Here is a 26368-nt window from a genome sequence, read left to right as displayed (position 1 = left end):
GTGAGGTTTGCTGATCCGCGCGCGGTCATCTCGAATGCCATCAAGGCTTTCCTGCCGCCAGAGCAGATAGATGTTGCCGATTATGCCGCACTTCACCGCTACCTGGATAATCGTGGCGGCGGTTACGTCGGGCGATGGAACCATGATGAGGCTCCTTATCTGGTCGGGCCAATGCGGGCGCTCAGCAGCCGTAATCATCTGACCACCGCCGTTGTCGGCCCGGCACGAAGCGGCAAGACCGCAATCGGCCAGAACTGGATGTGCCAGTCCATCGATGCAGACCCGGCGGATATGCTGGTCTACAGCGCAACCGATGCGATGATTGAGGAATATGTAAAGGCAGAAATCAATCCGCTGATCGACAGCCACAAGCGTCTGAAAGACAAGCAGGGGAAGTTGCCACGCGACAACTCCATGCACTTCAAGAAATTCACCGGCATGTGGGTGCAGTTTCTGGCGGCCAGTTACAATAATCTTATCCAGAAATCCGCACCACGCGTCATCATTACCGAACTGGATGCCTGCGGCGGCAATACATATGAACTGGCCAGCTATCGTCGGCAGTCATTCATGTATGAATCCATGGTGCTGGCCGAAAGCCATCCAGACATGGCAGCTGGCGCCAGTCCGGATAAATGGACGAACGGGGTCATGTCCCTCTATCGGGACAGTGACCGGCACATCTGGTACTGGCCCTGCCCGAACTGTAACGCCTATTCCTCGCCCAACCCGATGGGCCAGCGTGTCATGACGCTGGACTGGCCAGCAGATGCCCCGCTTGATGAGATCAAGGAAACCGCACGGCTTGTCTGCCCCTGCTGCGGCACCCTGATCGAGGACAAATGGCGGCGCGCCATGAACCGTGATGGCGTCTGGGTCGGCATGGGTCAGACCATCAGCGAAGATGGTGACATAACCGGAGAACTGGTCGCCAAGGAGATCGCGGGGTTCTGGATCACCGGCGCCATGTCTCCCTTCGTGATCGGCGGCATCGGCTCCCTCGCCTATGAAATGGAGAAGGCGCGCCGGGCAGTCGAGAATGGCGAGGAAGAAGCCGTCCAGAAACTCAAGGACGTGACAGTCAAACGCTGGGGCCTGCCCTTCGAGCCACCCAAGGCGGTCGGCAGTATCGACGCCACTGTCATCGCTGACCGCGCGGAAGCGACCCTGACCATGGGCACCGTTCCCTCGGGTGTCCGCTTCATGACCGCAGCGGTCGACATACAGGCCCGCCATTTCGAGGGCTTCGTGCGCGGCTGGGGCGTCGGCGGTGAAAGCTGGGTCATCGACCATTTCAAGATGCCAGCCGACCCGTCCACCAGCCCCGATGACTGGGACGCCCTGCTCCATCGGCTGCGCACCCATGTGTATCCGCTGGCGGATACCCCGACACGGGGCATGAAGATTTTGGCCACGGGGTACGACAGTGGCGGCCAGGACGGCGTGACCCTGCAGGCCTATGAAGCATGGCGGCGCGCGCGCAAGCGTGGCGATGTCCGTTACCTGGGCAAGAAGGACGGGCGCGACGCATGGACCCTCCTGCCCCTCAAGGGGGCCAGCGGCATCAATGCCGCCTCGCTTGTCGTCACCTACCCCGAGACGCAGCGCAAGGACCGGTTTGCTGCTGCTCGGGGTGATGTGCCCCTGGGCATCTTCAACCCGAACACGGCCAAGGATATCGTGGCGCTCCAGCTCCAGCAGGCCGAAGCTGGCCCGCTTTACGTCCATTTCCCGGCTGCCCTGCGGGCACCGGAGCCGCCGCACCCGTTCTTCGACCAGCTTGTGGCCGAGCAGCGGGAGGCCAATGGCCGATGGGTCAAGCCGACATCCAGCACCCGGAATGAAGCGCTGGACCTGATGGTCATGACCAACGTCATGGCCAACCTGCACGGCCTGCGCCGGATCGACTGGGCCGCACCGCCATCGTGGGCGACCCCTCACGACGGCAATGTCCTGGTCGTGGATGTGCCCACCTCTATCGACCGGCTGGTCGACAGCCTGCAGGCGGTAACGGAAGCCGTCAGGCCCACGCTGCCGGAAACCACGCCGCCCGCCAGACCGGCCGAGACCATGGCCGAACGCATGAAGCACCTCGCCCAGCAGTTCGGATCTGGCAGTTTCTGACCCAAGGAGACCGATATGCCCCCCGACTTCCTCAAGATGGGCATATCGGTCGATGCGGCGGATGTGCAGAAACAGCTGGCCAGACTGTCGGAAGGCGGCATCCGCTCAGCGACCGCCAATGCCATGAACAAGCTGGCCAACGGCGCGCGGTGGCAGATCGTCGACCGGATGAAAGAGGTGTTCGACAACCCCAGCCGCTTCACCCTGGGTGGCTTCTACGTCAAGAAAGCGACCCCTTCCGACCTGTCGGCATGGGTCGGCACCATCGACTTCGCGCCCAAGGGTAATCCGGCAATCCGGTATCTCGGCCCGCAGATATGGGGCGGCCCGCGCGACATGAAGCGATCGGAAAAAGCCCTGTCCGCCATCTCCGGCGGCCAGTTCTGGGTGCCCGGTCCCGGTGCCCCGCTCGATGCCTACGGCAATATCCAGCGCGGCGAACTGATCCGCATCATCTCGCGGCTCGGGCTCATGCTCGATGCATCCGCCAACCTGACCGACCGCACGGCCCGACGGCTTGCGCGGCAGAACAAGAATGCGCGTGGCCAGCGCTCCGAATACTTCGTGGGCCATGCAAAAGGCTCGGGCAGCAACCGCCGCGCCACCGGCATCTTCAAGGTCGCCGGACCCGGGAAGATCGTGCCGATCCTGTGGTTCGTGCCCAAGCGCCCGACCTATCGGGCGCGCCTGCCCGTCAACGAAATCGTCGAGAACACGGTCTCCGCCCGCATGGAGCGCACCGTGACCAACGCCATCAACGCGGAAGTCAAACGGGAGATGTCCTGATCCCCGTCTCCTTCTGCCCCAAGGAGACCTCGCCATGATGAACCGCTTCAACCCGTGGGGTGTGCCCCCCATCCAGTATAACCGGAACACGTCCACGCTGGCGGGCATGACCACGGCGCAGCTACAGGCAGCCCTCGCCTCGGCACAGGCCGCCCTGGTCCAGCTCCAGACCGGCGGCAAGGTCGTGTCGGTCAGCTACACGCAGGGCGATGGCTCGCGGTCAGTCTCCTACACGCAGGCCAGCCTGCCCAACCTCACCCAGTTCATCATGCAGCTCCAGCAGCAGCTGGGCGTCCCTGGCGTCCGGCGCCGCGCATTGAGGCCGATATTCTGATGACAAAGCTGACAGACGCCTTCGCCGCCATGTCCAGCCAGCGGCCCCCGTCTGTCCCGGCAAGACCACGCGAGACAGCACGGCCTGCCGCACCTGCAGTCCCCAAAGCAGCGCCGGGTCAGCATATGCCGAAAAGCGGCCCAGGCCGTCCGGCGGCTCTCAATGCCCCCTATGGCGTGCCCTATGATGCGGCGGACATGTGGGGGCAGCATACCCGCGCATGGGTGCCCCCGCTCTGGTCGGCCGATACGGAACTGAACCCGTGGCGGGACCGGATCGTCAGCCGCGTGCGCGACCTGGTCCGCAATGATGGCTGGGCAGCGGGTGCCGTAACCCGCACGCTCGATAACGCCATCGGGGTCAATTTCCACCCCATATCCAAGCCCGATTACCGGGCGCTGGCGCACATGACCGGCAACCCGGCGTTTGATGCCAAATGGGCGCGGGAGTTCGGGCGCGCGATGGATGCACGCTGGCGCACCTGGGCGAACAATCCCGGCCGGTATAACGACAGCCAGCGCATGCTGACCTTCGGCCAGCAGGCCAACCTGTCGTTCAGGCACCTGCTGGTGGATGGCGATGCCCTGACCACCCTGCCGTGGATGCCCGAGCGCGTGGCCCGTGGCCGGGCGCAGTATGCCACCACCGTGCAGGTCATCGATCCTGACCGCCTCTCCAACCCGCAGATGTTCATGGACATGAGCCGCATGCGCGGCGGCGTGGAACTGGACTATGCCGAGGCACCGATCGCCTACCACATCCGCCGCGCCCATCAGGGCGACTGGTACAACGCCGCGAAGTCGGTCGAGTGGGAGCGCATCGAGCGCGAAAGCTCGTGGGGCCGACCCCAGGTGGTCCACATGTTCGAGCACCATCGTGCCGACCAGCACCGTGGCGGCGCAGGCATGCTCGCCCCGGTTGTCCAGCGCCTCAAGATGCTGACCAAATATGACAGCACCGAACTGGACAGCGCGATCGTCAACGCAATTTTCGCCGCCTACATCGAAAGTCCCTATGACCACCAGATGACGGCGGAAGCGCTGGATTCCCCAACGGGCGGCGGCTTCAATGGCGACCGCTGGGCCGGTCAGCTGGCGTGGAACGCGGGGCGCGACCTCTCGCTCCAGGGCGCACGGATCCCGATGCTCTACCCGGGCGAGAAGATCAACGCGGTCACGGCGGCACGGCCCAACAGCAACTATGCCGATTTTCAGGCCGCCGTGCTGAACAACGTGGCCAGCGGCATGGGCCTTGCCCCCATGCAGGTCTCCAATGACTGGTCAAAGGTCAATTACAGCTCCGCCCGTGGCGCCCTGCTGGAGGCTTGGAAGACGCTCAAGCGGCGGCGCGAGGAGTTCGCCATCGGCTGGGCCGATCCCATCCGCATCGCATGGATGGAGGAAGCAATGGAGGTCGATGACCTGCCGCTTCCCCGTGGCGCGCCCGAATACATCGATGCCCGTGGCGCCTATGCCCGCTGCCAGTGGATGGGGCCGGGTCGCGGCTGGATCGATCCCGTGTCGGAAAAGCAGGGCTCCATCCTCGCCATGGATGGCGGCCTGTCCACGCTCGAAAAGGAATGTGCCGAAAACGAAGGCGCCGACTGGGAGGAAAACGTCCACCAGCGTGCCCTCGAGATCGAGACATTCCGCGAGCTGGGCATCCCGCTGCCGGAATGGACCGGCACGGAAACCACAGAAAACACCGAACGCAAGCCGGAGGCCGAATGAGGCACCTCACACTCACCCAGAACCTGCTGGGCCGACCGCTGGCCCTGTCGGGCGAGCGTGTGGCCGTCATCCGCCAGCTGCTCGCCCAGGGCGCGGATGACATCGGCCTGTTTGGCCGCACGCTCTCCGCCGGGTTCTGGCAGGATGATGCGGATGCCCGTCCGGTCACCCAGCTGTCGGACATCGTGGCGGGGGTGGGGATCATCCGCGTCTCCGGCGTCCTGATGCCCGGCTGCGGCGGCTCGCCCTGGTGGGACTGGGTCACGCTCTATGGCGACATCGATGCCGCCCTGCGCGAGGCCATGGGCAATGCCGATGTAAAGGCCATCGTCCTGCACATCGATAGCCCCGGCGGCACGGTGGCCGGTTGCTTCGACACGGCAGACCGCATCTATGCCGCACGCGGCAACAAGCCGATCGTGGCCATCGTGGATGAAGCCGCCTACTCCGCTGCCTACGCCATCGCCTCGGCCGCAGACCGCATCATCGTGCCCCGCACGGGCGGCGTCGGCTCGATCGGCGTGGTCGGCATGCATGTGGACATCACCGGCATGCTCGACCAGGAGGGCATCAAGGTCACCACCTTCCAGTTCGGTGACCAGAAAACGGACAGCTACCCCACCACGCCAATGAGCAGCGAAGCCGCTGCCCGCTTCCAGGCGGATATCGATGAGATGGGCGAGCTGTTCGTGGCCACCGTGGCACGCAATCGCGGCCTCTCCCCCGATGCCGTGCGTGCCACCCAGGCCGCAACCTTTCTCGGCCAGCACGGCGTCGCCGCCGGTCTGGCCGATGCCGTCATGTCCGCAGACAACGCGATGATGGACGTGATCGCCTCGCTGGGCTGACGGCCCACACCTCTCCTGACAGGGACAATACGAGCATGAGCAATACGCTACGCGCAGGCGTAAGCCGTTTCGCATTCCTCAACGGCAACGCCGCCGAGGATGATGACCAGACCACGCCACCCGATAACGGTGGCGATGATGATGAGACCGACGAAAACGGCAAGAAAAAGGGCAAGAAAGCCGACGACGGCGGCGATCCCGACACCGATGGTGATGACACCACGGACGCTGCAGACGAAGGCGATGAGGAAAAGGCCGCCGCCCGCGCCCGCGAGCGTGGCCGCTGCGCCGCCATTTTTGGCAGCAGCTTCGCCGCCCGCAATCCCGCCGCTGCCGCCGAGATCGCATTCGGCACCAGCCTGCCCCGCAGCGCGGCCGTCCGCCTTCTCTCCACCATGGGCGCGGTAAAGCCACCCGCTGCCCAGCAGCCAGCACGTGAAGGCATGCGCGAGCGCATGGGCCGCGAGCCCGGAGCGCCCCCGCTGCCCGCCGGTGGTCATGACGCCGCCCAGCAGCCCGGCGCCCGTCTCGCTGCCATCGCCAACGCGCGGCGGAACCGCAAGCGCTGAGCATAAGGAACACCTGAATGACCTACGGTTTCATGCCGGGCATGCAGTCGGTGACCTTCGTCCCCGACCAGCTCGTTGCCGGTAACTGCAAGATCGTGACCCAGCCGATCACGATCGGCGCCAGCCAGACCCTGCTCCGGGGTGCCGTGCTGGGCAAGGTGACGGCGACGGGAGAATATATCCTGTCTGTCGCCACCGCGACGGACGGCTCCGAGGTTCCGTGCGCCATCCTGGTCGAGGATGTCACTACGGCGGCAGGCGCTACCGCGCCGGGCGATGCCTACGTCATGGGCGAGTTCAACACGAACTACATGACCTATGACGCCAGCTGGACAGTGGCCACGCTGACCGAGGCCATGCGCCCGTACGCGATCTATCTCAAGACGTCGATCTCCGGCGCTCCCCCCACCTCGTAAAATCAGGATAACCCAACATGTCCGGAACTTCTTCCGCCGAGGCCGGGGCGCAGGCATCCCTTGCTGCCATGCTGTCGGCTTACGACACCGCGCAGCTGATCGGCACGGTCGAGAACCTGATGGTGGCCGACACCTTCCTGCTCGACAATTTCTTCCCGAACATCGTGGTCAGCGAGACCGAAAAGGTCGCGCTGGACATCGATATCGGTGTGCGCCGCATGTCTCCCTTCACCGCACCCACGGCCGAGGCAAAGCCTGTCGAGGGGCGGCGCATCACCACCAACATGTTCACCCCGGCCTATATCAAGGATCTGCGTAACCCCGACCTGCTGCGTCCCGTGCGCCGTCAGTATGGCGAGCGCCTCATGGGCGGCATGACACCTGCCGAACGGCTGGAGTTCAATCTCGCCTATGAGATCGCCGACCAGGTCGACATGATCAAGCGGCGCATGGAATGGATGGCCGCCCAGGCGCTGGTCAGCGGTTCCTACATAGTCGAAGGCGAAGGCTTTCCCGCCGTCGAGGTCGATTTCGGGCGCGATAGCGCGCTCACCTTCGCGCTGTCGGGTGCCGCGCAGTGGGGGCAGACGGGTGTTTCGCCGTCGGCTTCGATCGATGCATGGGCTTCCGCCTTCATGCAGAAAAGCGGGGCCACGCCGCGTGACCTGATTTTCACGACCAGCCCCTGGAACGCCTTCAAGTCGGATGTCGGCGTGCTCAATTCGGTGCTGTGGGATCCCCGCGCAGGCGGGGCCGAGATCCAGCTTGGCGGCCAGATCGAGACCGGCGGCGTGTTCAAGGGGCACTGGGGGCAGTACCGTCTCTGGCTGTTCAATGACTGGTTTGTCGATCAGGCCACCGGCATCGAACAGCCCATGATCCCTGATGGCACCGTCCTCATGACATCGCCCCAGCTGGATGGCACGCAGGTCTTCGGCCTGATCGCTGACCCCGAGTTCAGCTACATGCCGATGCCTTACGCCCCCAAGATGTGGATCGAGAAGAACCCGGCGCAGGTCAACCTGCTCATGCAGTCCGCCCCGCTGGTCATTCCGTCGCGGGCGAACGCAGTGCTGAGCGCAACCGTCATGGCCGCCGGTGCCGATGTGCCCGGCCCCGGAATCTGAAGGTAGACAATGACTGACAAGACAACGCCCGCAACCACGCGGGAAATCGTCCTGCGCCGCCCGGTCTATACCCAGCCGGGGCGGCGTCCCTCACCCGCTGGCGCAACCATCACCGTTCCCGCGCAGGAAGCGGCGATGCTCGTCAACCGTGGCTTTGCCGTCTATCCGGGCACGGCGGCGGCAGCACATGTCGCCACCATCAAGCCCAACGGTCCTGATGAACCGCCTCCCGAACAGGTCGCGGCATCCATGCCGCCTGCCCCGCCGCTCGAGAAAGAAAAGCCGGCCGCGTGAGCATAGACTTCGGCCAGCTTGTCCTGGGGCCGTGTCTCGACACGTTCGGCGCGCCATACCCGTGGCAGTCCCAGTCGCTGGCCGAACCCGTAACCATCACCGGCATCTTCGATGATGGTTACGAAGGCCTCGATCCCATGGGCGCCATGCCCGGCCTGACCCCCACGGACATCACGACCAGCCTGCCGCGCCTTGGCGTCCGGCTGTCGGATTTCCCCGTGCCGCCCGTCCAGGGCGACACCTTCATCATAAACGGCATGACCTACAGCATCCGCGAGGTCCAGCCCGACAGTCACGGCGGCGCCCGCCTTGACCTCAACCTGGTGAGCAGCAGTTCATGACCCTGTATCGCGTGGAACTGAAGCAGGCCGCCGCAGCGGCGCTGGCAGCGGCCAATATTGCCAAAAACGTTTTTATCGACCGCAGCCTGCCCATGACGCCCGCCATGCTGCCCGCCATCATCGTGGCCTGCCCGCGTGACAACGCGGTCAGCGCGGGGCGCGCCCAGCCGCAGTTCACGCGCGTGTCGCACCTCTATGTGCATGCCCGCCTCTGCCACACCTCGCCCGAGAATGCCGAGGCGGAAGTCGAGGCCTTTGCGGAACAGATCGAGCTGGCCCTGATGCTCGATGTCGGCCTGCAGGCCATGATCACGCAGGTCACGGAAATCGACACCGAAGTCGAGATCAACAGCAAGACCGCCGAGCATACAGGCGAGGTAAACATGCATTTCGGTCTCGAATACATCGAGACCTACCCGCCGCCGGGCACGCCACTGGCTGAAATTACCGGCACCATGACCGCGAACGGCAACACGGATTTCGCCGGTATGCAGGTCCCCACCACCTAAAACCGAGGCTCTGCCCCATGTTTGTAAAACCCGCCCCGGGCCGCGCAGTGCGGTGGCCCGGCACCATGCGGCTGCTTAAAGCAAGCGGCGAGACCGTGCCCGAAAACGGCTTCTGGCTCCTGCTCCTGCGCAATGGCGATGTGGTCCGGGCCGCGCCGCCCGCCGCATCCGCAGCACAGGCCATCCCGGCCCCCTCGCCTGCGCCCGCCAGTGGCGGCGCAACCGCCTCCCCTGAACCTGCCGAGGCCCACGCATGAGCGGCTCCATCACGGTGCCGGGCTACCCGACCAACAACCGGGTGCCCGGCTTTTATTTTGCCCTGGACAATTCCAAGGCGAATACCGCCTCCTACGGCCGCCGCGTCCTGATCGTCGCCCAGACCACCACGGGTGCTGCCCTTGCGGGCACGGCGCGCCTGTCCGCTGGTGTCACGGATGCCGAGGGCCTGTATGGCGTAGGCTCGCAGGCCGCGATCATGGTCGCGCAGTATTTTGCCATCGACCCGCTGGGCGAGGTCTGGGTGCTGCCGCTGGCCGATGACGCTGCATCCGCAGCAGCCAAGGGCACGGTCACGATCACCGGCCCCGCATCCGCGTCCGGCACGCTATGCCTGTATGTGGGCGACCAGCTTATCCCCACCCTGGTCACGGCAGGCGACACGGCGGCCACCATTGCCGAGAACGTGGTAACGGCTGCCCAGGCGGTCACCGGGCTGCCGGTCACGCTGGCGGTCGATGCCACCACTGCAGGCCAGATCGACATCACGGCGCTGAACAAGGGCCTGTGTGGCAATGACATCCTGCTGGGCGTCAACCTGCTGGGCACCGCTGGCGGGCAGTCCCTGCCCACGGGTGTTGCTGTAACGCTGGGCCAGATGGCGGGCGGCACGCAGAACCCCACCACGCTGGCCACGGCACTGGCCGGGCTGGGTGACCGTGTCTACGACCTGTTCATCCATCCCTACACCGACACGGCCAGCCTGACCGCGTTCAAGAACGTGTTCAACAATACCGATGGCCGCTGGGCACCGATGGAGCAGCTCTACGGCCACGGCATCACCGCCTACCGGGGCACCTATGGCGAGGCCACGGCGTTCGGTCTGACCCAGAACGACCCGCACACCACCATCATGCCGATCTCGGACAGCCCCTCCAGCCCCATGGTCTGGGCGGCGCAGATCGGCGCGCAGGTGGCGGCGAGCATCCGCATCAACCCGGCCCTGCCGGTCACGGGTGTTGCCCTGACCGTCATGCCGCCCACCGATGCCGGGCGCTTCACCCTCCCCCAGCGCAACAGCCTGCTGTGGGATGGCATGAGCACGTTTACGGTGGACGATAGCGGCACGGTCAACATCGAGCGCCTGCTCACCACCTATCAGGAAAACGCCGAGGGCGTGCCCGATAACAGCTACCTCGACATCGAGACGCTGATGACCGCCATGATCTGTCTGCAGGACATGCGTATCTTCCTCGCCTCGATGTTCGGCGGCTTCATCCTCGTGGCCGATGGCACGAAGATCCCCGCAGGCGCGAAAGCGACCACGGCCCAGCTGATCGGCAAGGCCTGTGCTGCCCGCTACCGCTGGCAATGCACGCAGTTCTGGGCACAGAACGCCGATACCTTCGCCGCCAACCTGCAGGCGCAGAATCAGGGTGGCGGGCAGGTCTTCCTGCTCATGCCCTATGACTTCGCCAACCAGCTCTGGACCATTGCTGGCAACTGCCAGTTCGTCAAATCGTAAGGAGCCGCCATGTCCGGAACCGTCTATCGCGGGCCGCTTGGCGGCCTCGCGACCCTCACCATCAACGGCATCCCCTTCAACGTCGTGGGCGAAGCCCAGTGGCAGGCCTCGGGCGATGTCAATGAAACCGCCAAAGGCCAGACTGCGGTCGAAGGCTTCACCACCATGCCCGGTGAAGGCTTCATCCAGGCCACCCTGCGTGACCGGCGGGACTTTGCCGTCAGTTCCCTGCAGGGCGCATCGGGCCTGACCGTCGTGCTGGTCAACGCCAACGGCAAGGTCATCACCGCCAACGATGCCTGGCACACCGAGCGCATCGCCGTGAACACGCAGGAAGGCACCTTCGAGTTCCACGTCGACAGCGAAACCGTAACCGAGGACACCGTCTCGTGACCCATCCCCACCACAGGCAGCCGACCGATGAAGAGGTCCTGGCCGCAATAACCCCGGCAAGCACCGAACCGGACGGGGAAGATGACGGGGAGAAAGTCCTCGTCATCGATCTCGACCCGCCGCTAACGGTCAAAAAAGCCGGAACCTTCACGGAACTGAGCCTGCACGAACCCAACGTGTACCAGACCCTGTGCGCGGCGCAGGCCATGGGGCGGCAGATGACACCGGAATCGGTCTACAATTCCCAGATCGGGCTCGTAGCCCGCATCTCGGGCATGCCGGAAATCGCGGTCATCGAGCTGCCTTCCACGGTGCTCGACCGCGCGGTGGAGTTCCTGACAGACTTCGAGGAACGCAACCGCCGCAAGCCCGATGAACTGCCGGATACCTCACCGTCCCTGACTTTAATTTTCGAGGACCCGATCGAGGCTACCGGCCGCACCTTCTCCGACATGGAACTGCGCGAGCCCACGGTGCGGGAACGCCGGATCATGAAAGCTGCGGAAGCCAAGGGCACGCCTGCAGCCTTCCTCGAGGCCGAGATCGCCATGCTCGAGGCGGTCAGCGAATGGCCCAAGGCGGCCGTCCTGAAAATGCCGATCAGCAAATTCGCGCAGGGCGCGGATTACCTGACCGGTTTTTTTTATTCTGGCCCGACAGATGGGACCGTCTAGGCGCTGATCTGTGCCGCTTTTTCTCCGGCTGGTCCCGCCATGACGTGGAAAGCCTGACCGGCACGGCCATGATTGCCGAGATCGAAACCGCCAACGAAATCGCGGCAAAAGACAGACGGGAGGCCGAACGTGCCCAACGCAGGCGTTAAGGTTGTCATCAGCGCACAGGACCGCGCAACCCAGACAATCGAGCGGATCAACAACCGCATTGCCCAGATGCAGGCCCCCGTGCGACGGGCGCGCGCGGCACTGGACCGGTTTGCCAGCCTTTCGGGCCTATCCCGGCTCAATAACGGCATTGTGGGCGTGAGCCGGTCAGCGCTGGGAGCCTTCCGTTCCCTCGGGCAGATCGTGCCGGTGCTGGGCACCCTCACGGGAGCTGCCAGCCTGGCGGGCGTCTACCGCCTTGCCAGCGCCTGGGCACAGGTCGGCACCGACCTGCGCACGACGTCGCGCACCATGGGCATGGCCCCACAACGGCTGCAGGCCATGCAGAACGCAGCGAAGCTGGCGGGTGGCTCGGCAGAGTCCATGACCGGCGCGATGCAGCAGCTCTCGCAGATGCGGTGGGGCGCAACGCACAATCAGGACCCTGCCGCTGCCGCCCAGTTCCGCGCAATCGGCGTATCACTCGGCGAACTGCAAAAGCTCAGTCCGGATCAGCTCTTTGCACGTGTCGCGGCCCGCCTGCGTGCCATCCGTGATCCGGCCGCGCAGGCCGTTGCCGCCACAACCCTGTTCGGCGGCGCGGCACAGGGCCTGATGCCGATCTTCCAGCAGACCGGCCGCGAGTTCGCGCGCAACCTGAAACTGGCGGAACGCTACGGCGTGATGAACCAGAAAGGCGTGGACGCAGCCAACCGCCTGCGCCAGGCGCAGCAGCGTCTCGGGCTGGCTGTGGAAGGATTCGGCAACAGCCTCGCCGAAGCCCTCGAGCCTGCCATCCGCCCGGTCGTGGAGCAGATGGCGGACTGGATCGCGGCCAATCGCAAATGGATCGCGCAGGATATTGCCGGTTACGTGCGGCAGTTCATTACTTGGCTACGTGCTGGTGGATGGAAGCAGATCCGGAGCGATATCCTTGGCGTCTATCATAGCATCACAGACGTGGTGGACCGGCTCGGTAGCTGGAAATCAGCCGGTCGGGATGCCCTCATTGCTATCGGCGCAATATATGCGGCGCCTGTGCTGGCAGGCATGCTCAGCCTGGCAACCGCCATAATTGGCGTGGCAACTGCCTTCGGGCGCATGCGAAAATCTGCGATCGAGGCAGGTGCCGCATCCCGTGCCGCGCAGACAATGGAAGCATCTGCAGGCGCTGGCGGTGGCCTCCTGTCCCGGGCGGCACTACCGCTGGCGGTAGGCTATGCGGCCTACAGCACCATCCGGGCGACGGATCCTGACAATAACCTGCGCTCCATGCCCGACCGGTATATCCCCGGCGCGTCCTATCTGGATGATGCGGCCTCCCGGCTCACTGGCGGCATGGTTGGCCGGACCTATGCCCAGCAGCAGAAGATCGCCAATCAGGAAGATACCAAAAACGCCTACGCCTTTTTCCGTTCACGCGGGTGGAGTGGCGCCAACGCCGCCGGGATCGTCGCCAACCTTTACCAGGAAAGCGGCATGGACCCGCATATTAAAGGTGACGGTGGGCACGCCTATGGCATTGGGCAGTGGCATGAGGACCGGCAGGCCATGTTCCGACGTCAGTTCGGGCATGACATACGGCAGTCTACTCTGGATGAGCAGCTTAAATTCTTCGATTATGAGCTGAACACGACCGAGCACCGGGGTGGTGATCTGCTCAGGCAGATGCGAAGCCCGGCAGCATCCGCTGCCGTCGTGTCGGGCTACGTGGAACGCCCGGCAGACAGGCTGGGTGAAATGCGTCGTCGGGGGCAGCTGGCGAACCAGCTGGCTGGACAGTTTGCATCAGGCCCCGATCTCTCCGTCCCGTCCGGCTCGGCGGCACAGGCCCTCGCTCCGTTCAAGCAGGAACTGACGGTGCACCTCGAGGCCGCTCCCGGCACAAAAGCGCGCGTCAAGCACGCCTCACGCGGCATCCAAACCGTCAACCGCACATCGGGAGGCATCCCGGTCCAGCAGGCCATGCCAACCGATCTGACCCCTGTAGGAAACTGACATGATCAGCGCGCTCGCAACCCTTGCAGAAGAATACCTGCAGGGGTCGTTCCGTGGCATCCCGTTCGTGGTCGTGGGCAGCGGCGGCAGTAACGGGCGCAATTTTCAGGTCCATCGATACCCGTTCCGTGACAAGGTCTGGGCCGAGGACCTGGGGCGTGCGCCCCGCAGCTACCGCATTCGCGCCTTCCTGATCGGCCCGGAATGCCTCGCGCAGCGCGACCTGCTGGTCAAGGCCGCCGAGACAAACGGCCCCGGGCTGCTGGTACACCCCACCATCGGCGTCATTCAGGCGGCCCTCCTGCGCTTCGAATGGTACGAACGCGATGGCGTCATGGGGGTGGTGGATGTCGAGATGGAACTGGTCGAGGTCAGTTCCTACCTCTCTTCCACCATCATGCTGGCCCTGCATGCGGCCGTAGGCGTTGCGGCCCTCACCTTCGGCAACGCCATTTCATCCGACTACGCTTCCACCACCCTTACCCCCTACAGCTACGGCGCAACCGTGCTGCATGCCGGGCGCGATGTGGCATCGGACTGGGGCAACGGGGCCAATCGCGCCATCCGCTCGCCCCGCGCCTTCGCTGGCGCCATGGCGGCGCTGCCCGGCAATAACGGGCGGTATGCCAGCGGCAGCGGGGCCGTGGTGAATGGCAGCGCCACGGTGGACACCATCCTTGCAGGGATGACCGCCAGCAGCCAGGTCGTGAGTGGAAACGTATCGGCCCTCGATGAGGCCACCGATGCCGACACGCTGGCGACAGGCATCATGGCCGTCCCTGAATCCATCCGTTCGGCCATAGCCGATCCGGCGGCGCAGATTGCGGTGCTCATGCCGCTGGCCACCTACAGCCCCTCGGTCGTGGCCTCGGGCGCACCGATCGGCGGCGCGATTGCAACGGCACAGACCGCCACTGCAACGCTGTGCAGGCAGGCCGCCCTGCTCTCGCTGGCCTACGCCCTGGCCGACTGGCAGCCCGCCACGGCGGATGAGGCGCAGGCCATGCGCGCACGCATCGGCGCCATGCTCGATGATGAAGCGGTGATCGCGGCGGACGCAGGCGATGACGCCACCTTTCAGGCCCTGCGCAACCTGCGCGCCCAGGTGCTGCAGGATCTGGCCGACCGCGCAACCCGCCTGCCCGATCTGGTCACCATCACCCGCAACGCGCCCTTGCCCGCGCTGGTGCTGGCCCAGCAGGTCTATGCCAACGGCTCCCGCGCACCCGACCTGATCCGGCGCGCCAACCCCATCCATCCGGCTTTCATGCCCACCAGTTTCGAGGCCCTGTCATCATGAGCGGTGCATTATCAGCCGTGTCAGACTTTCTGGGGTGGAACAACACCCCGTCCGATGAGGTCTCGGTCGTCGTCAAATCCGGCAAGACCGCGCGCCAGATTACCAACTGGACCTCTGCCGTGCTGCGGATGGGCATCGAAATCATGCCGTGGACCGCGTCCCTTGGCATGACGGCTTCCCGCGCCTCGGCCGTGGGGGCCTCGAGCCTCAACCCCGGTGATACGTGTCAGGTCTATATCGGCAGCGTGCTCGTGTTCACCGGCTACGTCATCACGGTCGTGGAGGACATTGGCCCCGAGGACCACATGATCGAGGTGCAGATTGCCTCCAAAAGCGTGGACCTGGTCGAATGCGCGGCCGAGTTCAGTACGTTCCAGATGAACAGCACCAACGCGCTGGCCATCGCCCAGGCTGTAGCCAGCCGGGTTAATATTGACGTGGTTTCCGTCAACGGCGCGGGCAATACCGATATCCTCGCCTTCTCCGTCATCCTGACAGAAACGGCCTATGAGGTGATCGAGCGGGTGTCGCGGCTGGCTGCCGTCGTGTTTTACGACCGTCCCGATGGCAACATCTGCATGGCCAATGTCGGCACGACACGCGCCGCCAGTGGCTTCGTGCTGGGACAGAACATCGAACACCTGCAGACCGTGCGCAGTCTTGGCGGCCGCTATTCCAAGATCACGGCTGTCTGCCAGGGCACGGTGTCGCTGTTCACCGACCCGAACGAGGACGCCCTCGACAGCCAGATGGGCGTGCTCACGGTTGGCGTGGATGCAACCGATCCGGGCGTGCCGCGCACCCGTAACATGTTCATTCCGGTCGAGAACGGCGATCAGGATTATGCCGTTACCCGCCAGCGCGTGCAGTGGGAGGTCAACCGCCGCATCGGCCGCGCCTATCCCGTCTCGCTCACCTGCGACAGCTGGCGCGACCAGGCCGGGCAACTCTGGCTCCCCAACACGCTGGCGCCCGTCACTGCAGCCGACGGCACGCAGCAGGACATGCTGATCGGGGAACTGACCCTGCGCCAGACAGCCGATGACGGCACGCATGCGGACGTAATCCTCATGCCACCTGCCGCCTATTCGCCCGAGCCCCTGCTCAACCCGGTGCTGGCGGATGCTTTCATTCAGGCCCTGACCAGCGCCCAGAGCGACGTGGACGGGTCGGTCGCGGAAGACGATCAGGCCCCGGAACAGGAAGCCCCCCAATGACCTCTGCCTTTGTCCGCACGGCCCGCCGCGTGATGATGGCGGTGGGTATCGGCCGCCAGACGGCCGACACGAACGAACAGGTCAATACGCCCACGCTGCAGGCCGCACTGGCAGCTGGCGAGCTACGCTCCGACCTGCCCATGGTTCAGGAATACGGGCTGGCCAGCAGGCCCGTCCCGGGGTCGGATGTGGTTGTCGTCTTTCTGGGCGGCGACCGCACGCGCGGGGTTGTCGTCGCCACAGGTGATCAGCGCGGCAGGCCAAAAGACCTGCAGCCCGGCGAGGTCTGCCTCTACCACCCCAGCACCGGCAGCCGGATCTGGCTCAAGGCGGATGGCTCCATCGCCATCGTTCCCGCCAACGGCAAAACGGCACTGACCGGCGACCTGACCGCCACCGGCACCATCACCGGCAATGAAGTCGTGGCACAGGGCATCAAGCTTTCCACCCACCCGCATAGCGGCGTCACGCCGGGCAGCGGCAAGTCGGGTGCGCCCGAGGCCAGCTAGGCCCCTTAATACAGGCTTTCTCCATGGATATCGCAATCACCTGGAACGTCCGCGAAGCTCGCGGCGACTGGCCCATCGTGTCCGGTGACCTCGCACTCGACAACCCGCTGCGCTCGGCCGTGATGGTCTCGCTGTTCACTGATCGCGTGGCCCCCGAACAGCCATCCTCGGCTGACACGGCAGCAGGCATCCAGTCGCCCAACGGCGCACCGGGCACGGCTGCGGCCGACCGGCGCGGCTGGTGGGGCGATGCCTTTGCCGACCTGCCCATCGGCTCGCGGCTGTGGCAGCTCCGGCGCGCGGTGAAGGTCGGCACGCGGGCCATCCCGCGCGAGATCGAGAGCATCTGCACCGAGGCCCTGCAGTGGCTGGTCGATGATGGCGTGGTGCGCTCGATCGCGGTCAGCGCGTGGTGGAGCGCCACCATCCCCACCATGGCCGAGTTCTCCGTCACCCTCACCCAGCCGGGCAACAGCACGCCCCAGACATTCACCTTCTCATGGGCCTGGGAGGGCCTGACCTGATATGGCCTATCCACGCCCCACCCTGTCGCAGCTGCGCCAGCAGGCCCTGCAGGATGTCGTCAGCGGTGGCATCCCCGGTGTCGTGGCCGTGCTGCGGTTTTCCGTGCTGTATGTGCTGGCCATGGTGCTGGCCGGGCTGGCGTGGCTGCATTACGGCTATATCGACTGGGTTTCCCTGCAATCCGTGCCGTGGACGGCCACGGATGAATATCTGGCCGCATGGGGCGCGCTCAAGGGCGTGTACCGCAAGGGGGCCACGGCCGCGACCGGCACGGCCACCTTCCCGGCCACCGGCACCAGCACCATCCCCGCAGGCACGCAGTTCGCGCTGCAGGGCGGCGTGCTGGCCACGGCCTCGGCCGAGAGTGTCACGGCCGATGGCGAGAGCGTGGTCAGCTGGACTGCCAGCAGCACCGGTAGTGCTGGCAACGTCACGCTAGGCACCATCGCCACCCTGTCCAGCCCGGTGCCCGGCATCCAGACCAGCGGCACGGTCACGGGGGTGACGGTCAGCGGGGCCGACATCGAGGATGAGGATGATTTCCGCACCCGTGTGATGGAGGCGTTCCAGGCGCAGGGGGAGGACGGCAAGCAGGCGGATTACGTGGACTGGGCCGAGGCCGTGACCGGCGTCACCCGTGCGTGGTGCGTGGGCAACGGCTTCGGTGCGGGCACGGTGGTGGTCTACATCATGCTCGATGAGGCCAACGCCGCCACGGGCGGTTTCCCCGTCGGCACCGATGGCACGGCGGCAGGTGATCCCCGCTACACCACGGCAACGGGCGACCAGCTGACCGTGGCCAACGCAATTCAGGCCGAGCGGCCCGTCACCGCGCTGGTCATTGTCTGCGCGCCCATCGCCCAGCCGGTGGACTTCGTCATCACCGATCTCGGCACGGGCGATACCACGGCCAACCATACCGCCATCAAGGCGGCGCTGGCCGACATGTTCCGGCGCAAATCCGCCCCCGGCGGCACCATCAACCCCAATGACTGGCAGGAGGCCATCGCCGCCATCGGGCTGGACAGCTTCGAGGTCAAATCCCCGACCGATCCCGTGGTTGGCGCCAACCAGGGCAGCATGCCCGTGCTGGGCACGGTCAGCGGCGCGGATGGTGTGGCATGGTAGCGCCCATTTTTGCCACGTCGGATTTCCGCACGGCCCTGCTCAACCTGCTGCCACGCGGGCGCATCTGGTCGCGTGACCCCGATGGCATGCCCTACCAGATCGCAGGCGTGTGGGCGCCCACCTTCCAGCGCAGCGGGCAGTCGGCCGGTGAGCTGATCGCCGATGCCTTCCCATCGACTACGGCCAACCTGCTGCCGGAATGGGAGACCACCCTCGGCCTGCCCGATCCCTGCGCGGGCGAGAGCCCCACGGTGGAACTGCGCCGCGCGCAGGTGGTGGCCCGGCTGACCGATAATGGCGGGGCGTCCGTCGCCTACTTCATCGCGTTCGCCAAGACGCTTGGCTTCGACATCACCATCACCGAGTTCGCGCCCAGCCGCTTCGGCCGCAAGTTCGGCACGCCCTTCGGCGGCGATGCCTGGGCGCACACATGGCAGGTCAACGCGCCGCAGTTCACCATTACGCCCCTGCGCTTCGGCAACGCCTTTGGCGAGCCCTTCGCCACCTGGGGCAGCACGGTCCTGCAATGCGAACTGACCACGCGCAAACCCGCCCACACCATCCTGATCTTCAACTACAGCGAAGGATAACCGATGGACCTCATCATCGGCACCGGCACGGTCACCGAGGCCAGCCGCGACACGATGCCCGCCACCGGCACGCCCGGCTGGGCCACGGATGGCAACCCGGCAGCCACCATCCCCGCCACCGACTTCCCGGCCGCGCACTACAACATGCTCATGGCCGAGGTCATCCAGCCCATCCTCGATGCAGGCCTGACGCTGGACCCGGCCAACTGGGGGCAGCTCTCGGCGGCCATCAAGGCCCTGGCCAAGCAGGCCGCATCCGGCGCCGTGGTTGGCTCCCCCGGCGTGCTGGCTACGGGTGATGTGGCGGGGGCGGTGCTCTACTATTCCGCAGCACTGGCTGCGCCTGCCTTCACCTACGGCAGCACGACCGTGGGGCTGGCCACCACCACGGCCCTCACCTCGGCGCTGGGCAATTACCTGCCGCTGGCTGGTGGCAACGTCACCGGCGACATGGACTGGGGCAGCAAGACTGCTGCGGGTACGGTCACGCACCGTTTCTGGTCGGCAGGACCGCCAACGACGGGCGATGCCACGCCTGACGCGACCCTGACAGTAACGGGCGGCACGCCGGGCACGGCCAATCAGGGCACGGTCGAGCTGTCCACCGGCACGTTCGACCAGTCCGGGTCAGGCAAGGTTCTGGTGCCCGACGTAGTGGATTTCACCACGCAGGGCGCGCTGGGCGCGCGAGTGGCCGAGGGGCGGTATATCGGGTCGGTTCTGGCGGCTGGCTCAACGAATGTTCGCATCACGGACATCCAGGAGGATGCGAGCGGTAATCTGATTGTAACCGATGCGTCGGGCAATCAAAAAACGTACGCTGAGGTTACGCAGGGGGTTTATCCCGATGGGACCAGGTGGAGGCGCGCGGGTCCGTATCTGGAAATGTGGATGACACTAACATTTCCTGACAGTGGTTGGACCCACATCACTAATTTCCCGGTAGCATTCTCTGAAGTTCCAACTGCTGAATTCCAAGGTATTGATGAAGATTTAGTGGATGGGCATGTGGGAATAGCGGGGCCTGCGGCCAATTATCCGACTGAAACGCAAATACAAGCGGTATCGCTCGCAGTTACCGCCGGTAACGGATCGTCTTGGTCAGGGGCATCAAGTCAAGTAATCGCTTATGTGAGAGGTTTGGCATAATGGCCGACGTAAAAACAGCCTACCCTGCCCGCTATTATGCCTCGTATGATGCGACCGCCGCCCAGCCTACGCCCGTCACCGGCTGGTATGACGTCTGGGGCATGAGCAGCATTTCCAATGTTCCGGAAGCCTCTGCCATGATTGCACTGACAGAAGCGCAGTGGGATGCCCGCTTACCCACAGGTCAGGGTGTCCAGGCTGGAGCGATCGTATCTTACACGCCGCCTGCTGTTGCGGTTCCACTCAAAACGCAGGCCGCCAGCGCGCAGGCATGGATCATGCAGCAGGCCAGCCTCGCTGCTGCAATGGGTGAAGTGTTTACGACAGACATGAAGACATACGTCACCAAAATCACGGCCATCGCCAATGGCACTGACACCACCAGCACCGCGCTGCCTGCCCAGCCCACGGACGTGATGACGGCCAGCACGGCCACTACCACCACCACGACCTGACCCGGCCGCACAACCCGCGCCTGCCCGACCGCCCGCTGAGGCGGTTTTTTATTGCCTGGAAATCTGATGTTCATTCTGTGGAGAGTGCTGGGGTTCGGTGATGACCCCCAGCTGCGCGACCGGCTGGTCCGTGTCGAGACCAAGGTCGAATCAACCGAGACCGACCTGCGCGCCCTGCGCGGCGAGGTGCGTGACCTGTCGACCGAGATGCGCGAGTGCATGGGCCAGCTCATCGGCGGCATGAAGGCCCTGCGCCAGATCGGGGCGGCCATCGTCGGCCTGATCACCGTGATCGGCACCGTCGCCGCCGCCCTGTTCGCCTATCCGCCGTTTTGCGACTGGTTCGGCCAGCTCCTGCACGGTGGACATCCATGAGTCCGGGCAACGCCCCGAACAAGGAACCTGACGCCATGAGCGAACTCCCGCGCGGCATCCGCAACAACAACCCCGGCAACCTGAACTTTGCCCACCAGCCCGGCGCGCATCTGGAAACCGGCGTGCCCTGCCCGCGCTTTGCCGCCTTTCCCACCATGGCGGATGGCATCCGCGCGCTGCGTGCGCAGCTGCTGCGCTACGGCCAGCGCGGCCTGACCACGGTGGCCAGTATCATCTCGGTCTATGCGCCCTCCACCGAAAACGAGACCACCGCCTACATCACCACGCTGTGCCGCCACATGGGCGTGCAGGCCGATACCGTGCTGGACCTGAACGACCCGGCTACGATGTCCGCCCTGATCGGTGGCATCACGACCATCGAGAATGGCCCCGGCCATCTCACGGCCGCGCAGATTGACCAGGCGCTGCACGGGCTGCCTGCCCTGCCCCAGCCTGCTGCCGAGGCCTGACATGGATCCCTTCTCGCTCCTGCAGGATGTGCTGTCGATGCTCCCGGCCCAGTATGCCGGGGATGTCGTGGTGGTCCTGTCGTTCCTGATCTCGACCTGCGCCCTGATCGCGCGGTTCTGGCGGCCGCCTGACCCCACCTCGAAATGGGTGCTGGTCTGGACCATTGTCACTGCCATCGCCCAGGCGCGCGGGTGGAACCTGCCCGCCTACCAGCCGGGCAAAAAGGCCGCAATGGTCCCCGCAACGGTTCCGCGCAGCGCGGTCGAGCAGCGCCTCGATGTGCCGCCCGGCTCCACGCGCCCCGGCAAGCCACCGGCACGCGCCTCCCCGCCTGCCTGACTGGCCGGTCCCGGCTCGATCATCCTGATCCCCCAACCGCCTTTGAGGCGGTTTTTTTGTATGGAGACGCCAATCATGGCTGACGCAACCACCACCGCCATCCCTGCCCTCGAGACCCTGATCGAGACCGCGCTTGGCAGGAAAGACACGGCCACCGCGCAGGCCGACATCGCACTGGCAGGTACCCTGCTGCAGACGCTGGTGCCGGTGATCGTGGCCCGCGCCGCGCCCAACCTCGACCTGGCGGGCATTGATGCCGCGCTGACCAAGGTGCTGACTGGCATCACCGACCTGAAAACGGCGATCGAGACCGGACCCGCAACAGCCAGCGCCACTCCGGCCGCAACACCTGCCCCGGAAAAGGTCGAGGCCCCGCGCCCGGTCGTGCCCGGCCAGCCCGCGCGCTGAGCGGCAGGCCTGAACGGTCGGAAAATTTAAGGGAGACAGCCCCGGTGCTAGGTGGATGGCCGATGCACTCCGGGGCTGCGCTTTTCATCATACGCAACTTTAGGGCGAAAATATGTCCTGAATTGCAACCCAAAGTAACCGCCCCGCAGCCGGGCGGTTTTTGAACGGGAGCCCTCCATGCACAACCCCACCCGCCGCGCCTTCCTGCGCGGCTCGTCCGCCCTGGTCGCAGGCGCGGCCCTGACGGCCTGCACGGTCACGAAAAACGGTGAAGTCACCACCCTCACCCTCAACGTGGCGGCCATCAAGGATTACGGGCAGGCAGGCCTCAATGCCGTCTCGACCATCCTCAGCATCGCAGCCCTGGCCAGCGCCATTGGCGCGCCGACCGTGGCCATCATCAATGCCGGTGATACCGCCCTGGGCGCGGCCCTGAACGCCTTCTCCTCGGCAGCTGGGTCCACGCTGACCATCACCTACGATGACACGAACTGGAAAAGCCGGGTGGACAGCGTGCTCTCCGCCCTCGGCACGGTCGAGAAAGACCTGAGCGCCGCCATCACCGGCGTGGAGACCAAGGTCGCCAGCACTGACCTCTCCAACGCCAACACCGCCCTGAACGCGCTGGCCACCATCGTGTCGGCCTTCAAGGCCCTGCTCGACAGCGTGGCCGTCCGGCGTCCTGTCGGGGCCATGGCCAACGCCACGCTTGCCCCCTCGCAGGCACAGGTGCAGCAGGCGCTCAGGGTGCTGGGGGTGACGGCATGACGCGCACCGGCATCTTCGCCCTCTGGGCCGCCAGTACCATTGGCGGCGTGCTGGCAGGCGTCATCCTGCTGGCCTATCTGGCGAGCAATTCACGATGACGCCCTTCATGGAGGGCGTCATCTCCGGTGCGGGCGCGACTGTCATCCTGATCGGGTTGCTGGTAACTATCCCGCTTAAACTGCATGCGCTTTATGTCGCAGCTGAATTGCGGGATCGGGGGCTAGAGTAACGGCCAGATGTATGTCAATATGACAACCTTTCCTGCGATTATGGAAGGTATAAATCACCCTTTATAATATTTATAGGAACCGAATATATTTATCCGTAATTTATTGTAGAAAAAATGATACTGAAATATTCCGTTTTTATAAATCTCACCTAATGAAAATAGATAGGTTATATAATGCAGAATAAAAAACACATTGATACGGTTGAATTCTTTTTCGGTTCGGAGCCTATTGGAAAAAAGTATAGTTCATTAGCGCTATTGCGCAACGACATACGTTCTATGGGTAGAGAGATAAATACATATTACTTTCCACGGTCAATCTGTCTTATGGTTGTAATTGATCTTCTTTCCAAAATGAGATTTGGCGATAGCGGAGATTATGGCCAAGTAGGTAAAAGATTTAAAGATTTTGTAAACGAATTTCACAATGAAGAAAACATTTCTATAGATATAGGAGTGATTTTGTACGCATTCAGAAATGCATTGCACCATTCCTTCAATATGGCAACGAATGTTAGACTTGGTGATGTAGACGCTTATAATTTTTGTCTTATTAGTGCACCAAGCGATCAACGTCTTTTGTCAGTAAATTCAAATGTTGTAAAAATAAATTTTAATGCACTAGAAGTTTTTGTAAATAACCTGATAGAATCCTATAAAACACATATACTACACTGCGAAAATGATGCTGAATGCGATAAATTCTCCGTTATGCTGCAAAAGTATGGAATAATGAGAATAGGTTGAATAATTATCAGTGTCTAATACTACAAATACGGTCTCTATGGGAAAATGTATTATCTTCCCGTAGTTTCTGTCCATGAGCGTCCCGAGTGCAGGCTAGGTTGCAAACATGGATTACTGATTATTAACAGAGCTTACATTTGCATTCTATACTTTCTCCACAAGTATCGAAGCACGTCGGTGCAGCCTCTTGTCTCCTTTCTTCAGAATACCAAGAAGCTCCGCTTTCTCCCGCATGTAGACCCTTGCAAATCCCGGATCATATCGGGTGATGGATGCCGTATTGTCGATCAGGTCCGCCAGCTTGATGGTCTGACCTTCGGCCGAGGCCTGGGCCAGATGATCCCGATCCATCGCCTTGCGCACCCTGCGGTTGCCGTCTTCCGGTCGGCTGACATCTGTCACCATCTCGACCAAAGTCGCCACATCTTCACCAAATACAGCTTTGATTTCCTCCAGCGTGACCGGTGTATCTTCCACCACGTCATGCAGGAGCGCTGCTGCGATTACCTCATCGCGGGCACCTGTCTCTTTCACGGTCTGCGCAACGCGCCGCGGATGCACGATGTACGGATCGCCCGTGTATTTGCGGCGCTGGTCGATGCTGGCGTGTGCCGTCGCGGCAAACGCATCGGCTCGTGAGATCAGGTCTGTCATCCGTCGATAATTCCATAAAATTCAGATAGGTAAAATATGACACAGCGAATGCTTGGCTGTCGTCCTGCGCAAACACGCGCGGGCCAGCCCTCCATGTCGACCATGCGCGGCTTCATGGCCCGGCAGGCTCCTGTCCGGCTGGACCGCAGCCATATCGATCCTGCCCCGCTGCTGCTGGGCAATGACGAACTGGGCGACTGCACCTCGGCCGGTATGGGCAACCATATCCGCGCCACGTCTGCGCTGAACGGATTCCAGACTGACATCACCACGCCACAGGCCGTGGCGTTCTACTCCCGCTCCACCGGCTACGTGCCGGGCAACCCGGGCACGGATCGCGGCGGCGTGGAGGTCGATGTGCTGACCACCGCGCTGCGCGATGGGTATGCCGTAACCAACCAGACCCTGTTCCCGCTATGGGGCAGCGCGGATCCGGCTGACCTGAATGGCGTGCGCAATGTCATGGCTGGCCTGTCAGCGGCCTATCTCGGCGTGCAGCTGGCTGACGCCGACCTGTGGGAAGATGAGAACGGCGCACTGGCTCCGGTGTGGGATACCGACACCCCGGCCGGGCATGGCGATCCGAACCCCAACCCCGCGAACGGCCACTGCCTTCTGGGCTGGGATTACACCGGCACCAATGACACGGACATCGTGACCCTGCTCACCTGGGGCACCACCCAGCGCGCGACCTGGCGCTGGGTGCGCTCACGCATCATGGAGGCCCATGCGCTCGCCTGGCGCCAGCTGCTGCCCGCCACGGCTCTGGCACCAAGCCAGCCGGACTGGGAGGCTCTGGTCGCAGCCAATGATGCCTATCTGCGGGGTGTGGCGTGAGGGCGGTTCTGGCGCTGGCCTGCGCCCTCAGTCTGCCTGCCTGCGCCCATCAAGCGCCCGTGCAGACCACAATCCCGGCAGCCATGGCGTCCATACAGTCCAGTCTGGCGCAGGCCGGGGTGGTGTCGGTATCGCATGCGGGCGACTGGACGGCGGAACAGGATGCCCAGTTCACGCGCGCCGTGCGTGCCGTCCAGTGCAGCCAGCACACGCCCGACCCGGTGGTGGGCACGATTGCAGGCGACGTGACGTTGCAGCTCTCCGGCGAGTTCACGCAGGGCGGGCAGTTCAGCGTCGGCGCGGCCACCACTGTGCCCACATTCGGGGTACAGGCCGACGCCAGCCGGACGCGCGAGCAGGCCATCAGCCTGCCGGTGGCCTATGCCCCGTTGTCGTCCATTCCTGATGTGGAGATGGGACGCCAAATTGGCTACGAGGCGTCCGTGTTTGCGCAGAACGATGAAGCACGGCATGCCGAAGCACAACGCTTGATTGTTGACCGCGAGGAACTGCGAGGCAGGGTTCAAGCGATGATTGATACCTGGGCCGATAGCGAGTGCGTCGGACCTATATCGGTCAAGCCGTTTGTAGGCAGCCGCCGATAATTCGAATCGTAGACAGCGTTAGTCAATCTTC

Annotated in this window: 33 protein-coding genes; 32 read left to right on the top strand and 1 reads right to left on the bottom strand. The window is 64.0% G+C overall.

The window, feature by feature from the left end; genetic code table 11:
- The 30 genes from QEG70_RS12840 (at nucleotide 1) to QEG70_RS12695 (ending at nucleotide 24241) form a co-directional block, all read left to right on the top strand.
- Nucleotides 1-2124 carry a terminase gpA endonuclease subunit gene (locus tag QEG70_RS12840; RefSeq protein ID WP_308721033.1) on the top strand — a complete coding sequence of 708 codons (2124 nt, stop codon included), beginning with the start codon at nucleotides 1-3 and terminating at the stop codon, nucleotides 2122-2124.
- A gap of 15 nt (nucleotides 2125-2139) precedes the next feature.
- Entirely contained in the window at nucleotides 2140-2910 is a 771-nt protein-coding gene (locus QEG70_RS12835; RefSeq protein ID WP_308721032.1) for a hypothetical protein, read from the top strand.
- Between the two features lie 34 nt (nucleotides 2911-2944).
- Nucleotides 2945-3244, top strand: a complete 300-nt coding sequence (gene gpW / locus QEG70_RS12830) for a gpW family head-tail joining protein (RefSeq protein ID WP_308721031.1) — start codon at nucleotides 2945-2947, stop codon at nucleotides 3242-3244.
- 125 nt (nucleotides 3245-3369) lie between these two features.
- Nucleotides 3370-4974, top strand: coding sequence for a phage portal protein (locus QEG70_RS12825; RefSeq protein WP_308721030.1), 1605 nt, complete (start codon nucleotides 3370-3372; stop codon nucleotides 4972-4974).
- Complete coding sequence (locus QEG70_RS12820; protein WP_308721029.1) at nucleotides 4971-5822, top strand: S49 family peptidase; 852 nt, start codon at nucleotides 4971-4973, stop codon at nucleotides 5820-5822. The genes QEG70_RS12825 and QEG70_RS12820 overlap by 4 nt, the downstream gene beginning before the upstream one ends.
- Before the next feature lie 35 nt (nucleotides 5823-5857).
- The gene (locus QEG70_RS12815; RefSeq protein WP_308721028.1) at nucleotides 5858-6391 is read left to right on the top strand and encodes a hypothetical protein; all 534 of its coding nucleotides are present in this window, start codon (nucleotides 5858-5860) and stop codon (nucleotides 6389-6391) included.
- 17 nt (nucleotides 6392-6408) lie between these two features.
- Entirely contained in the window at nucleotides 6409-6807 is a 399-nt protein-coding gene (locus QEG70_RS12810; protein WP_308721027.1) for a head decoration protein, read from the top strand.
- Between the two features lie 17 nt (nucleotides 6808-6824).
- A complete protein-coding gene (locus QEG70_RS12805; protein ID WP_308721026.1) occupies nucleotides 6825-7934 on the top strand; it encodes a major capsid protein in 1110 nt (369 codons plus the stop codon).
- A 9-nt stretch (nucleotides 7935-7943) separates the two neighbouring features.
- On the top strand, nucleotides 7944-8228 hold the full coding sequence (locus QEG70_RS12800) for a hypothetical protein (protein WP_308721025.1): 285 nt from the start codon (nucleotides 7944-7946) through the stop codon (nucleotides 8226-8228).
- Nucleotides 8225-8569, top strand: coding sequence for a head-tail joining protein (locus QEG70_RS12795; RefSeq protein ID WP_308721024.1), 345 nt, complete (start codon nucleotides 8225-8227; stop codon nucleotides 8567-8569). Before QEG70_RS12800 ends, QEG70_RS12795 begins: the two co-directional genes overlap by 4 nt.
- Complete coding sequence (locus tag QEG70_RS12790; RefSeq protein WP_308721023.1) at nucleotides 8566-9078, top strand: hypothetical protein; 513 nt, start codon at nucleotides 8566-8568, stop codon at nucleotides 9076-9078. The genes QEG70_RS12795 and QEG70_RS12790 overlap by 4 nt, the downstream gene beginning before the upstream one ends.
- 17 nt (nucleotides 9079-9095) lie before the next feature.
- Nucleotides 9096-9335, top strand: a complete 240-nt coding sequence (locus QEG70_RS12785) for a DUF2635 domain-containing protein (protein ID WP_308721022.1) — start codon at nucleotides 9096-9098, stop codon at nucleotides 9333-9335.
- Entirely contained in the window at nucleotides 9332-10819 is a 1488-nt protein-coding gene (locus tag QEG70_RS12780) for a phage tail sheath subtilisin-like domain-containing protein (protein ID WP_308721021.1), read from the top strand. The genes QEG70_RS12785 and QEG70_RS12780 overlap by 4 nt, the downstream gene beginning before the upstream one ends.
- 9 nt (nucleotides 10820-10828) lie before the next feature.
- On the top strand, nucleotides 10829-11212 hold the full coding sequence (locus tag QEG70_RS12775) for a phage tail tube protein (protein ID WP_308721020.1): 384 nt from the start codon (nucleotides 10829-10831) through the stop codon (nucleotides 11210-11212).
- Nucleotides 11209-11886, top strand: a complete 678-nt coding sequence (locus tag QEG70_RS12770; protein WP_308721019.1) for a phage tail assembly protein — start codon at nucleotides 11209-11211, stop codon at nucleotides 11884-11886. Before QEG70_RS12775 ends, QEG70_RS12770 begins: the two co-directional genes overlap by 4 nt.
- Nucleotides 11887-12015: 129 nt before the next feature.
- A complete protein-coding gene (locus QEG70_RS12765; protein WP_308721018.1) occupies nucleotides 12016-14031 on the top strand; it encodes a phage tail tip lysozyme in 2016 nt (671 codons plus the stop codon).
- Nucleotide 14032: 1 nt separating this feature from the next.
- Nucleotides 14033-15331, top strand: a complete 1299-nt coding sequence (locus QEG70_RS12760) for a DNA circularization protein (RefSeq protein ID WP_308721017.1) — start codon at nucleotides 14033-14035, stop codon at nucleotides 15329-15331.
- Complete coding sequence (locus tag QEG70_RS12755) at nucleotides 15328-16548, top strand: phage baseplate assembly protein (protein WP_308721016.1); 1221 nt, start codon at nucleotides 15328-15330, stop codon at nucleotides 16546-16548. Before QEG70_RS12760 ends, QEG70_RS12755 begins: the two co-directional genes overlap by 4 nt.
- Nucleotides 16545-17057 carry a phage baseplate assembly protein domain-containing protein gene (locus QEG70_RS12750; protein ID WP_308721015.1) on the top strand — a complete coding sequence of 171 codons (513 nt, stop codon included), beginning with the start codon at nucleotides 16545-16547 and terminating at the stop codon, nucleotides 17055-17057. Before QEG70_RS12755 ends, QEG70_RS12750 begins: the two co-directional genes overlap by 4 nt.
- A 23-nt stretch (nucleotides 17058-17080) precedes the next feature.
- Nucleotides 17081-17581, top strand: a complete 501-nt coding sequence (locus tag QEG70_RS12745; protein WP_308721014.1) for a phage GP46 family protein — start codon at nucleotides 17081-17083, stop codon at nucleotides 17579-17581.
- Nucleotide 17582: 1 nt separating this feature from the next.
- Nucleotides 17583-18710: a baseplate J/gp47 family protein gene (locus tag QEG70_RS12740; RefSeq protein ID WP_308721013.1), complete on the top strand. Its 1128-nt coding sequence runs from the start codon at nucleotides 17583-17585 to the stop codon at nucleotides 18708-18710.
- Nucleotides 18704-19300 carry a YmfQ family protein gene (locus QEG70_RS12735; RefSeq protein WP_308721012.1) on the top strand — a complete coding sequence of 199 codons (597 nt, stop codon included), beginning with the start codon at nucleotides 18704-18706 and terminating at the stop codon, nucleotides 19298-19300. The genes QEG70_RS12740 and QEG70_RS12735 overlap by 7 nt, the downstream gene beginning before the upstream one ends.
- Before the next feature lie 3 nt (nucleotides 19301-19303).
- Nucleotides 19304-20449 (top strand): hypothetical protein, encoded by a 1146-nt coding sequence (locus QEG70_RS12730; RefSeq protein WP_308721011.1) that lies wholly within the window; start codon nucleotides 19304-19306, stop codon nucleotides 20447-20449.
- Nucleotides 20449-20904 carry a hypothetical protein gene (locus QEG70_RS12725; RefSeq protein ID WP_308721010.1) on the top strand — a complete coding sequence of 152 codons (456 nt, stop codon included), beginning with the start codon at nucleotides 20449-20451 and terminating at the stop codon, nucleotides 20902-20904. Before QEG70_RS12730 ends, QEG70_RS12725 begins: the two co-directional genes overlap by 1 nt.
- Nucleotides 20905-20970: 66 nt before the next feature.
- Nucleotides 20971-21279: a hypothetical protein gene (locus QEG70_RS12720; RefSeq protein WP_308721009.1), complete on the top strand. Its 309-nt coding sequence runs from the start codon at nucleotides 20971-20973 to the stop codon at nucleotides 21277-21279.
- Nucleotides 21280-21314: 35 nt separating this feature from the next.
- On the top strand, nucleotides 21315-21749 hold the full coding sequence (locus QEG70_RS12715) for a structural protein (protein ID WP_308721008.1): 435 nt from the start codon (nucleotides 21315-21317) through the stop codon (nucleotides 21747-21749).
- 1 nt (nucleotide 21750) lies between these two features.
- Entirely contained in the window at nucleotides 21751-22089 is a 339-nt protein-coding gene (locus tag QEG70_RS12710; RefSeq protein ID WP_308721007.1) for a hypothetical protein, read from the top strand.
- Nucleotides 22090-22164: 75 nt separating this feature from the next.
- A complete protein-coding gene (locus QEG70_RS12705) occupies nucleotides 22165-22497 on the top strand; it encodes a hypothetical protein (protein ID WP_308721006.1) in 333 nt (110 codons plus the stop codon).
- 177 nt (nucleotides 22498-22674) lie between these two features.
- Nucleotides 22675-23265: a twin-arginine translocation signal domain-containing protein gene (locus QEG70_RS12700; protein ID WP_308721005.1), complete on the top strand. Its 591-nt coding sequence runs from the start codon at nucleotides 22675-22677 to the stop codon at nucleotides 23263-23265.
- 556 nt (nucleotides 23266-23821) lie between these two features.
- Entirely contained in the window at nucleotides 23822-24241 is a 420-nt protein-coding gene (locus tag QEG70_RS12695; RefSeq protein WP_308721004.1) for a hypothetical protein, read from the top strand.
- A 144-nt stretch (nucleotides 24242-24385) separates the two neighbouring features.
- Here QEG70_RS12695 and QEG70_RS12690 read toward each other — a convergent pair whose 3' ends face one another.
- Nucleotides 24386-24895: an HD domain-containing protein gene (locus tag QEG70_RS12690; RefSeq protein WP_308721003.1), complete on the bottom strand. Its 510-nt coding sequence runs from the start codon at nucleotides 24893-24895 to the stop codon at nucleotides 24386-24388.
- 36 nt (nucleotides 24896-24931) lie between these two features.
- On the opposite strand from QEG70_RS12690, the gene QEG70_RS12685 reads away from it, so the two are divergent.
- Both QEG70_RS12685 and QEG70_RS12680 read left to right on the top strand, forming a co-directional pair.
- Nucleotides 24932-25732: a hypothetical protein gene (locus tag QEG70_RS12685; RefSeq protein ID WP_308721002.1), complete on the top strand. Its 801-nt coding sequence runs from the start codon at nucleotides 24932-24934 to the stop codon at nucleotides 25730-25732.
- Nucleotides 25729-26337: a hypothetical protein gene (locus QEG70_RS12680; RefSeq protein WP_308721001.1), complete on the top strand. Its 609-nt coding sequence runs from the start codon at nucleotides 25729-25731 to the stop codon at nucleotides 26335-26337. The genes QEG70_RS12685 and QEG70_RS12680 overlap by 4 nt, the downstream gene beginning before the upstream one ends.
- The last annotated feature ends 31 nt before the right edge of the window (nucleotides 26338-26368 follow it).

The sequence above is a fragment of the Komagataeibacter xylinus genome (genome assembly GCF_031081985.1).
In the GTDB taxonomy this organism is placed as follows: domain Bacteria; phylum Pseudomonadota; class Alphaproteobacteria; order Acetobacterales; family Acetobacteraceae; genus Komagataeibacter; species Komagataeibacter xylinus_E.
Note: the sequence above shows the minus strand (reverse complement) of the source record. Positions and strands in the feature narration are given on the sequence as shown.

Bases quoted from the DNA above. Each gene is read 5' to 3' on its own strand.
- QEG70_RS12835 (WP_308721032.1), top strand. From the start codon at position 2,140: ATGCCCCCCGACTTCCTCAAGATGGGCATATCGGTCGATGCGGCGGAT.
- gpW (WP_308721031.1), top strand. From the start codon at position 2,945: ATGATGAACCGCTTCAACCCGTGGGGTGTGCCCCCCATCCAGTATAAC.
- QEG70_RS12825 (WP_308721030.1), top strand. From the start codon at position 3,370: ATGCCGAAAAGCGGCCCAGGCCGTCCGGCGGCTCTCAATGCCCCCTAT.
- QEG70_RS12820 (WP_308721029.1), top strand. From the start codon at position 4,971: ATGAGGCACCTCACACTCACCCAGAACCTGCTGGGCCGACCGCTGGCC.
- QEG70_RS12815 (WP_308721028.1), top strand. From the start codon at position 5,858: ATGAGCAATACGCTACGCGCAGGCGTAAGCCGTTTCGCATTCCTCAAC.
- QEG70_RS12810 (WP_308721027.1), top strand. From the start codon at position 6,409: ATGACCTACGGTTTCATGCCGGGCATGCAGTCGGTGACCTTCGTCCCC.
- QEG70_RS12805 (WP_308721026.1), top strand. From the start codon at position 6,825: ATGTCCGGAACTTCTTCCGCCGAGGCCGGGGCGCAGGCATCCCTTGCT.
- QEG70_RS12800 (WP_308721025.1), top strand. From the start codon at position 7,944: ATGACTGACAAGACAACGCCCGCAACCACGCGGGAAATCGTCCTGCGC.
- QEG70_RS12790 (WP_308721023.1), top strand. From the start codon at position 8,566: ATGACCCTGTATCGCGTGGAACTGAAGCAGGCCGCCGCAGCGGCGCTG.
- QEG70_RS12785 (WP_308721022.1), top strand. From the start codon at position 9,096: ATGTTTGTAAAACCCGCCCCGGGCCGCGCAGTGCGGTGGCCCGGCACC.
- QEG70_RS12780 (WP_308721021.1), top strand. From the start codon at position 9,332: ATGAGCGGCTCCATCACGGTGCCGGGCTACCCGACCAACAACCGGGTG.
- QEG70_RS12775 (WP_308721020.1), top strand. From the start codon at position 10,829: ATGTCCGGAACCGTCTATCGCGGGCCGCTTGGCGGCCTCGCGACCCTC.
- QEG70_RS12760 (WP_308721017.1), top strand. From the start codon at position 14,033: ATGATCAGCGCGCTCGCAACCCTTGCAGAAGAATACCTGCAGGGGTCG.
- QEG70_RS12755 (WP_308721016.1), top strand. From the start codon at position 15,328: ATGAGCGGTGCATTATCAGCCGTGTCAGACTTTCTGGGGTGGAACAAC.
- QEG70_RS12750 (WP_308721015.1), top strand. From the start codon at position 16,545: ATGACCTCTGCCTTTGTCCGCACGGCCCGCCGCGTGATGATGGCGGTG.
- QEG70_RS12745 (WP_308721014.1), top strand. From the start codon at position 17,081: ATGGATATCGCAATCACCTGGAACGTCCGCGAAGCTCGCGGCGACTGG.
- QEG70_RS12740 (WP_308721013.1), top strand. From the start codon at position 17,583: ATGGCCTATCCACGCCCCACCCTGTCGCAGCTGCGCCAGCAGGCCCTG.
- QEG70_RS12735 (WP_308721012.1), top strand. From the start codon at position 18,704: ATGGTAGCGCCCATTTTTGCCACGTCGGATTTCCGCACGGCCCTGCTC.
- QEG70_RS12730 (WP_308721011.1), top strand. From the start codon at position 19,304: ATGGACCTCATCATCGGCACCGGCACGGTCACCGAGGCCAGCCGCGAC.
- QEG70_RS12725 (WP_308721010.1), top strand. From the start codon at position 20,449: ATGGCCGACGTAAAAACAGCCTACCCTGCCCGCTATTATGCCTCGTAT.
- QEG70_RS12720 (WP_308721009.1), top strand. From the start codon at position 20,971: ATGTTCATTCTGTGGAGAGTGCTGGGGTTCGGTGATGACCCCCAGCTG.
- QEG70_RS12715 (WP_308721008.1), top strand. From the start codon at position 21,315: ATGAGCGAACTCCCGCGCGGCATCCGCAACAACAACCCCGGCAACCTG.
- QEG70_RS12710 (WP_308721007.1), top strand. From the start codon at position 21,751: ATGGATCCCTTCTCGCTCCTGCAGGATGTGCTGTCGATGCTCCCGGCC.
- QEG70_RS12705 (WP_308721006.1), top strand. From the start codon at position 22,165: ATGGCTGACGCAACCACCACCGCCATCCCTGCCCTCGAGACCCTGATC.
- QEG70_RS12700 (WP_308721005.1), top strand. From the start codon at position 22,675: ATGCACAACCCCACCCGCCGCGCCTTCCTGCGCGGCTCGTCCGCCCTG.
- QEG70_RS12695 (WP_308721004.1), top strand. From the start codon at position 23,822: ATGGTTGTAATTGATCTTCTTTCCAAAATGAGATTTGGCGATAGCGGA.
- QEG70_RS12690 (WP_308721003.1), bottom strand. From the start codon at position 24,895: ATGACAGACCTGATCTCACGAGCCGATGCGTTTGCCGCGACGGCACAC.
- QEG70_RS12685 (WP_308721002.1), top strand. From the start codon at position 24,932: ATGACACAGCGAATGCTTGGCTGTCGTCCTGCGCAAACACGCGCGGGC.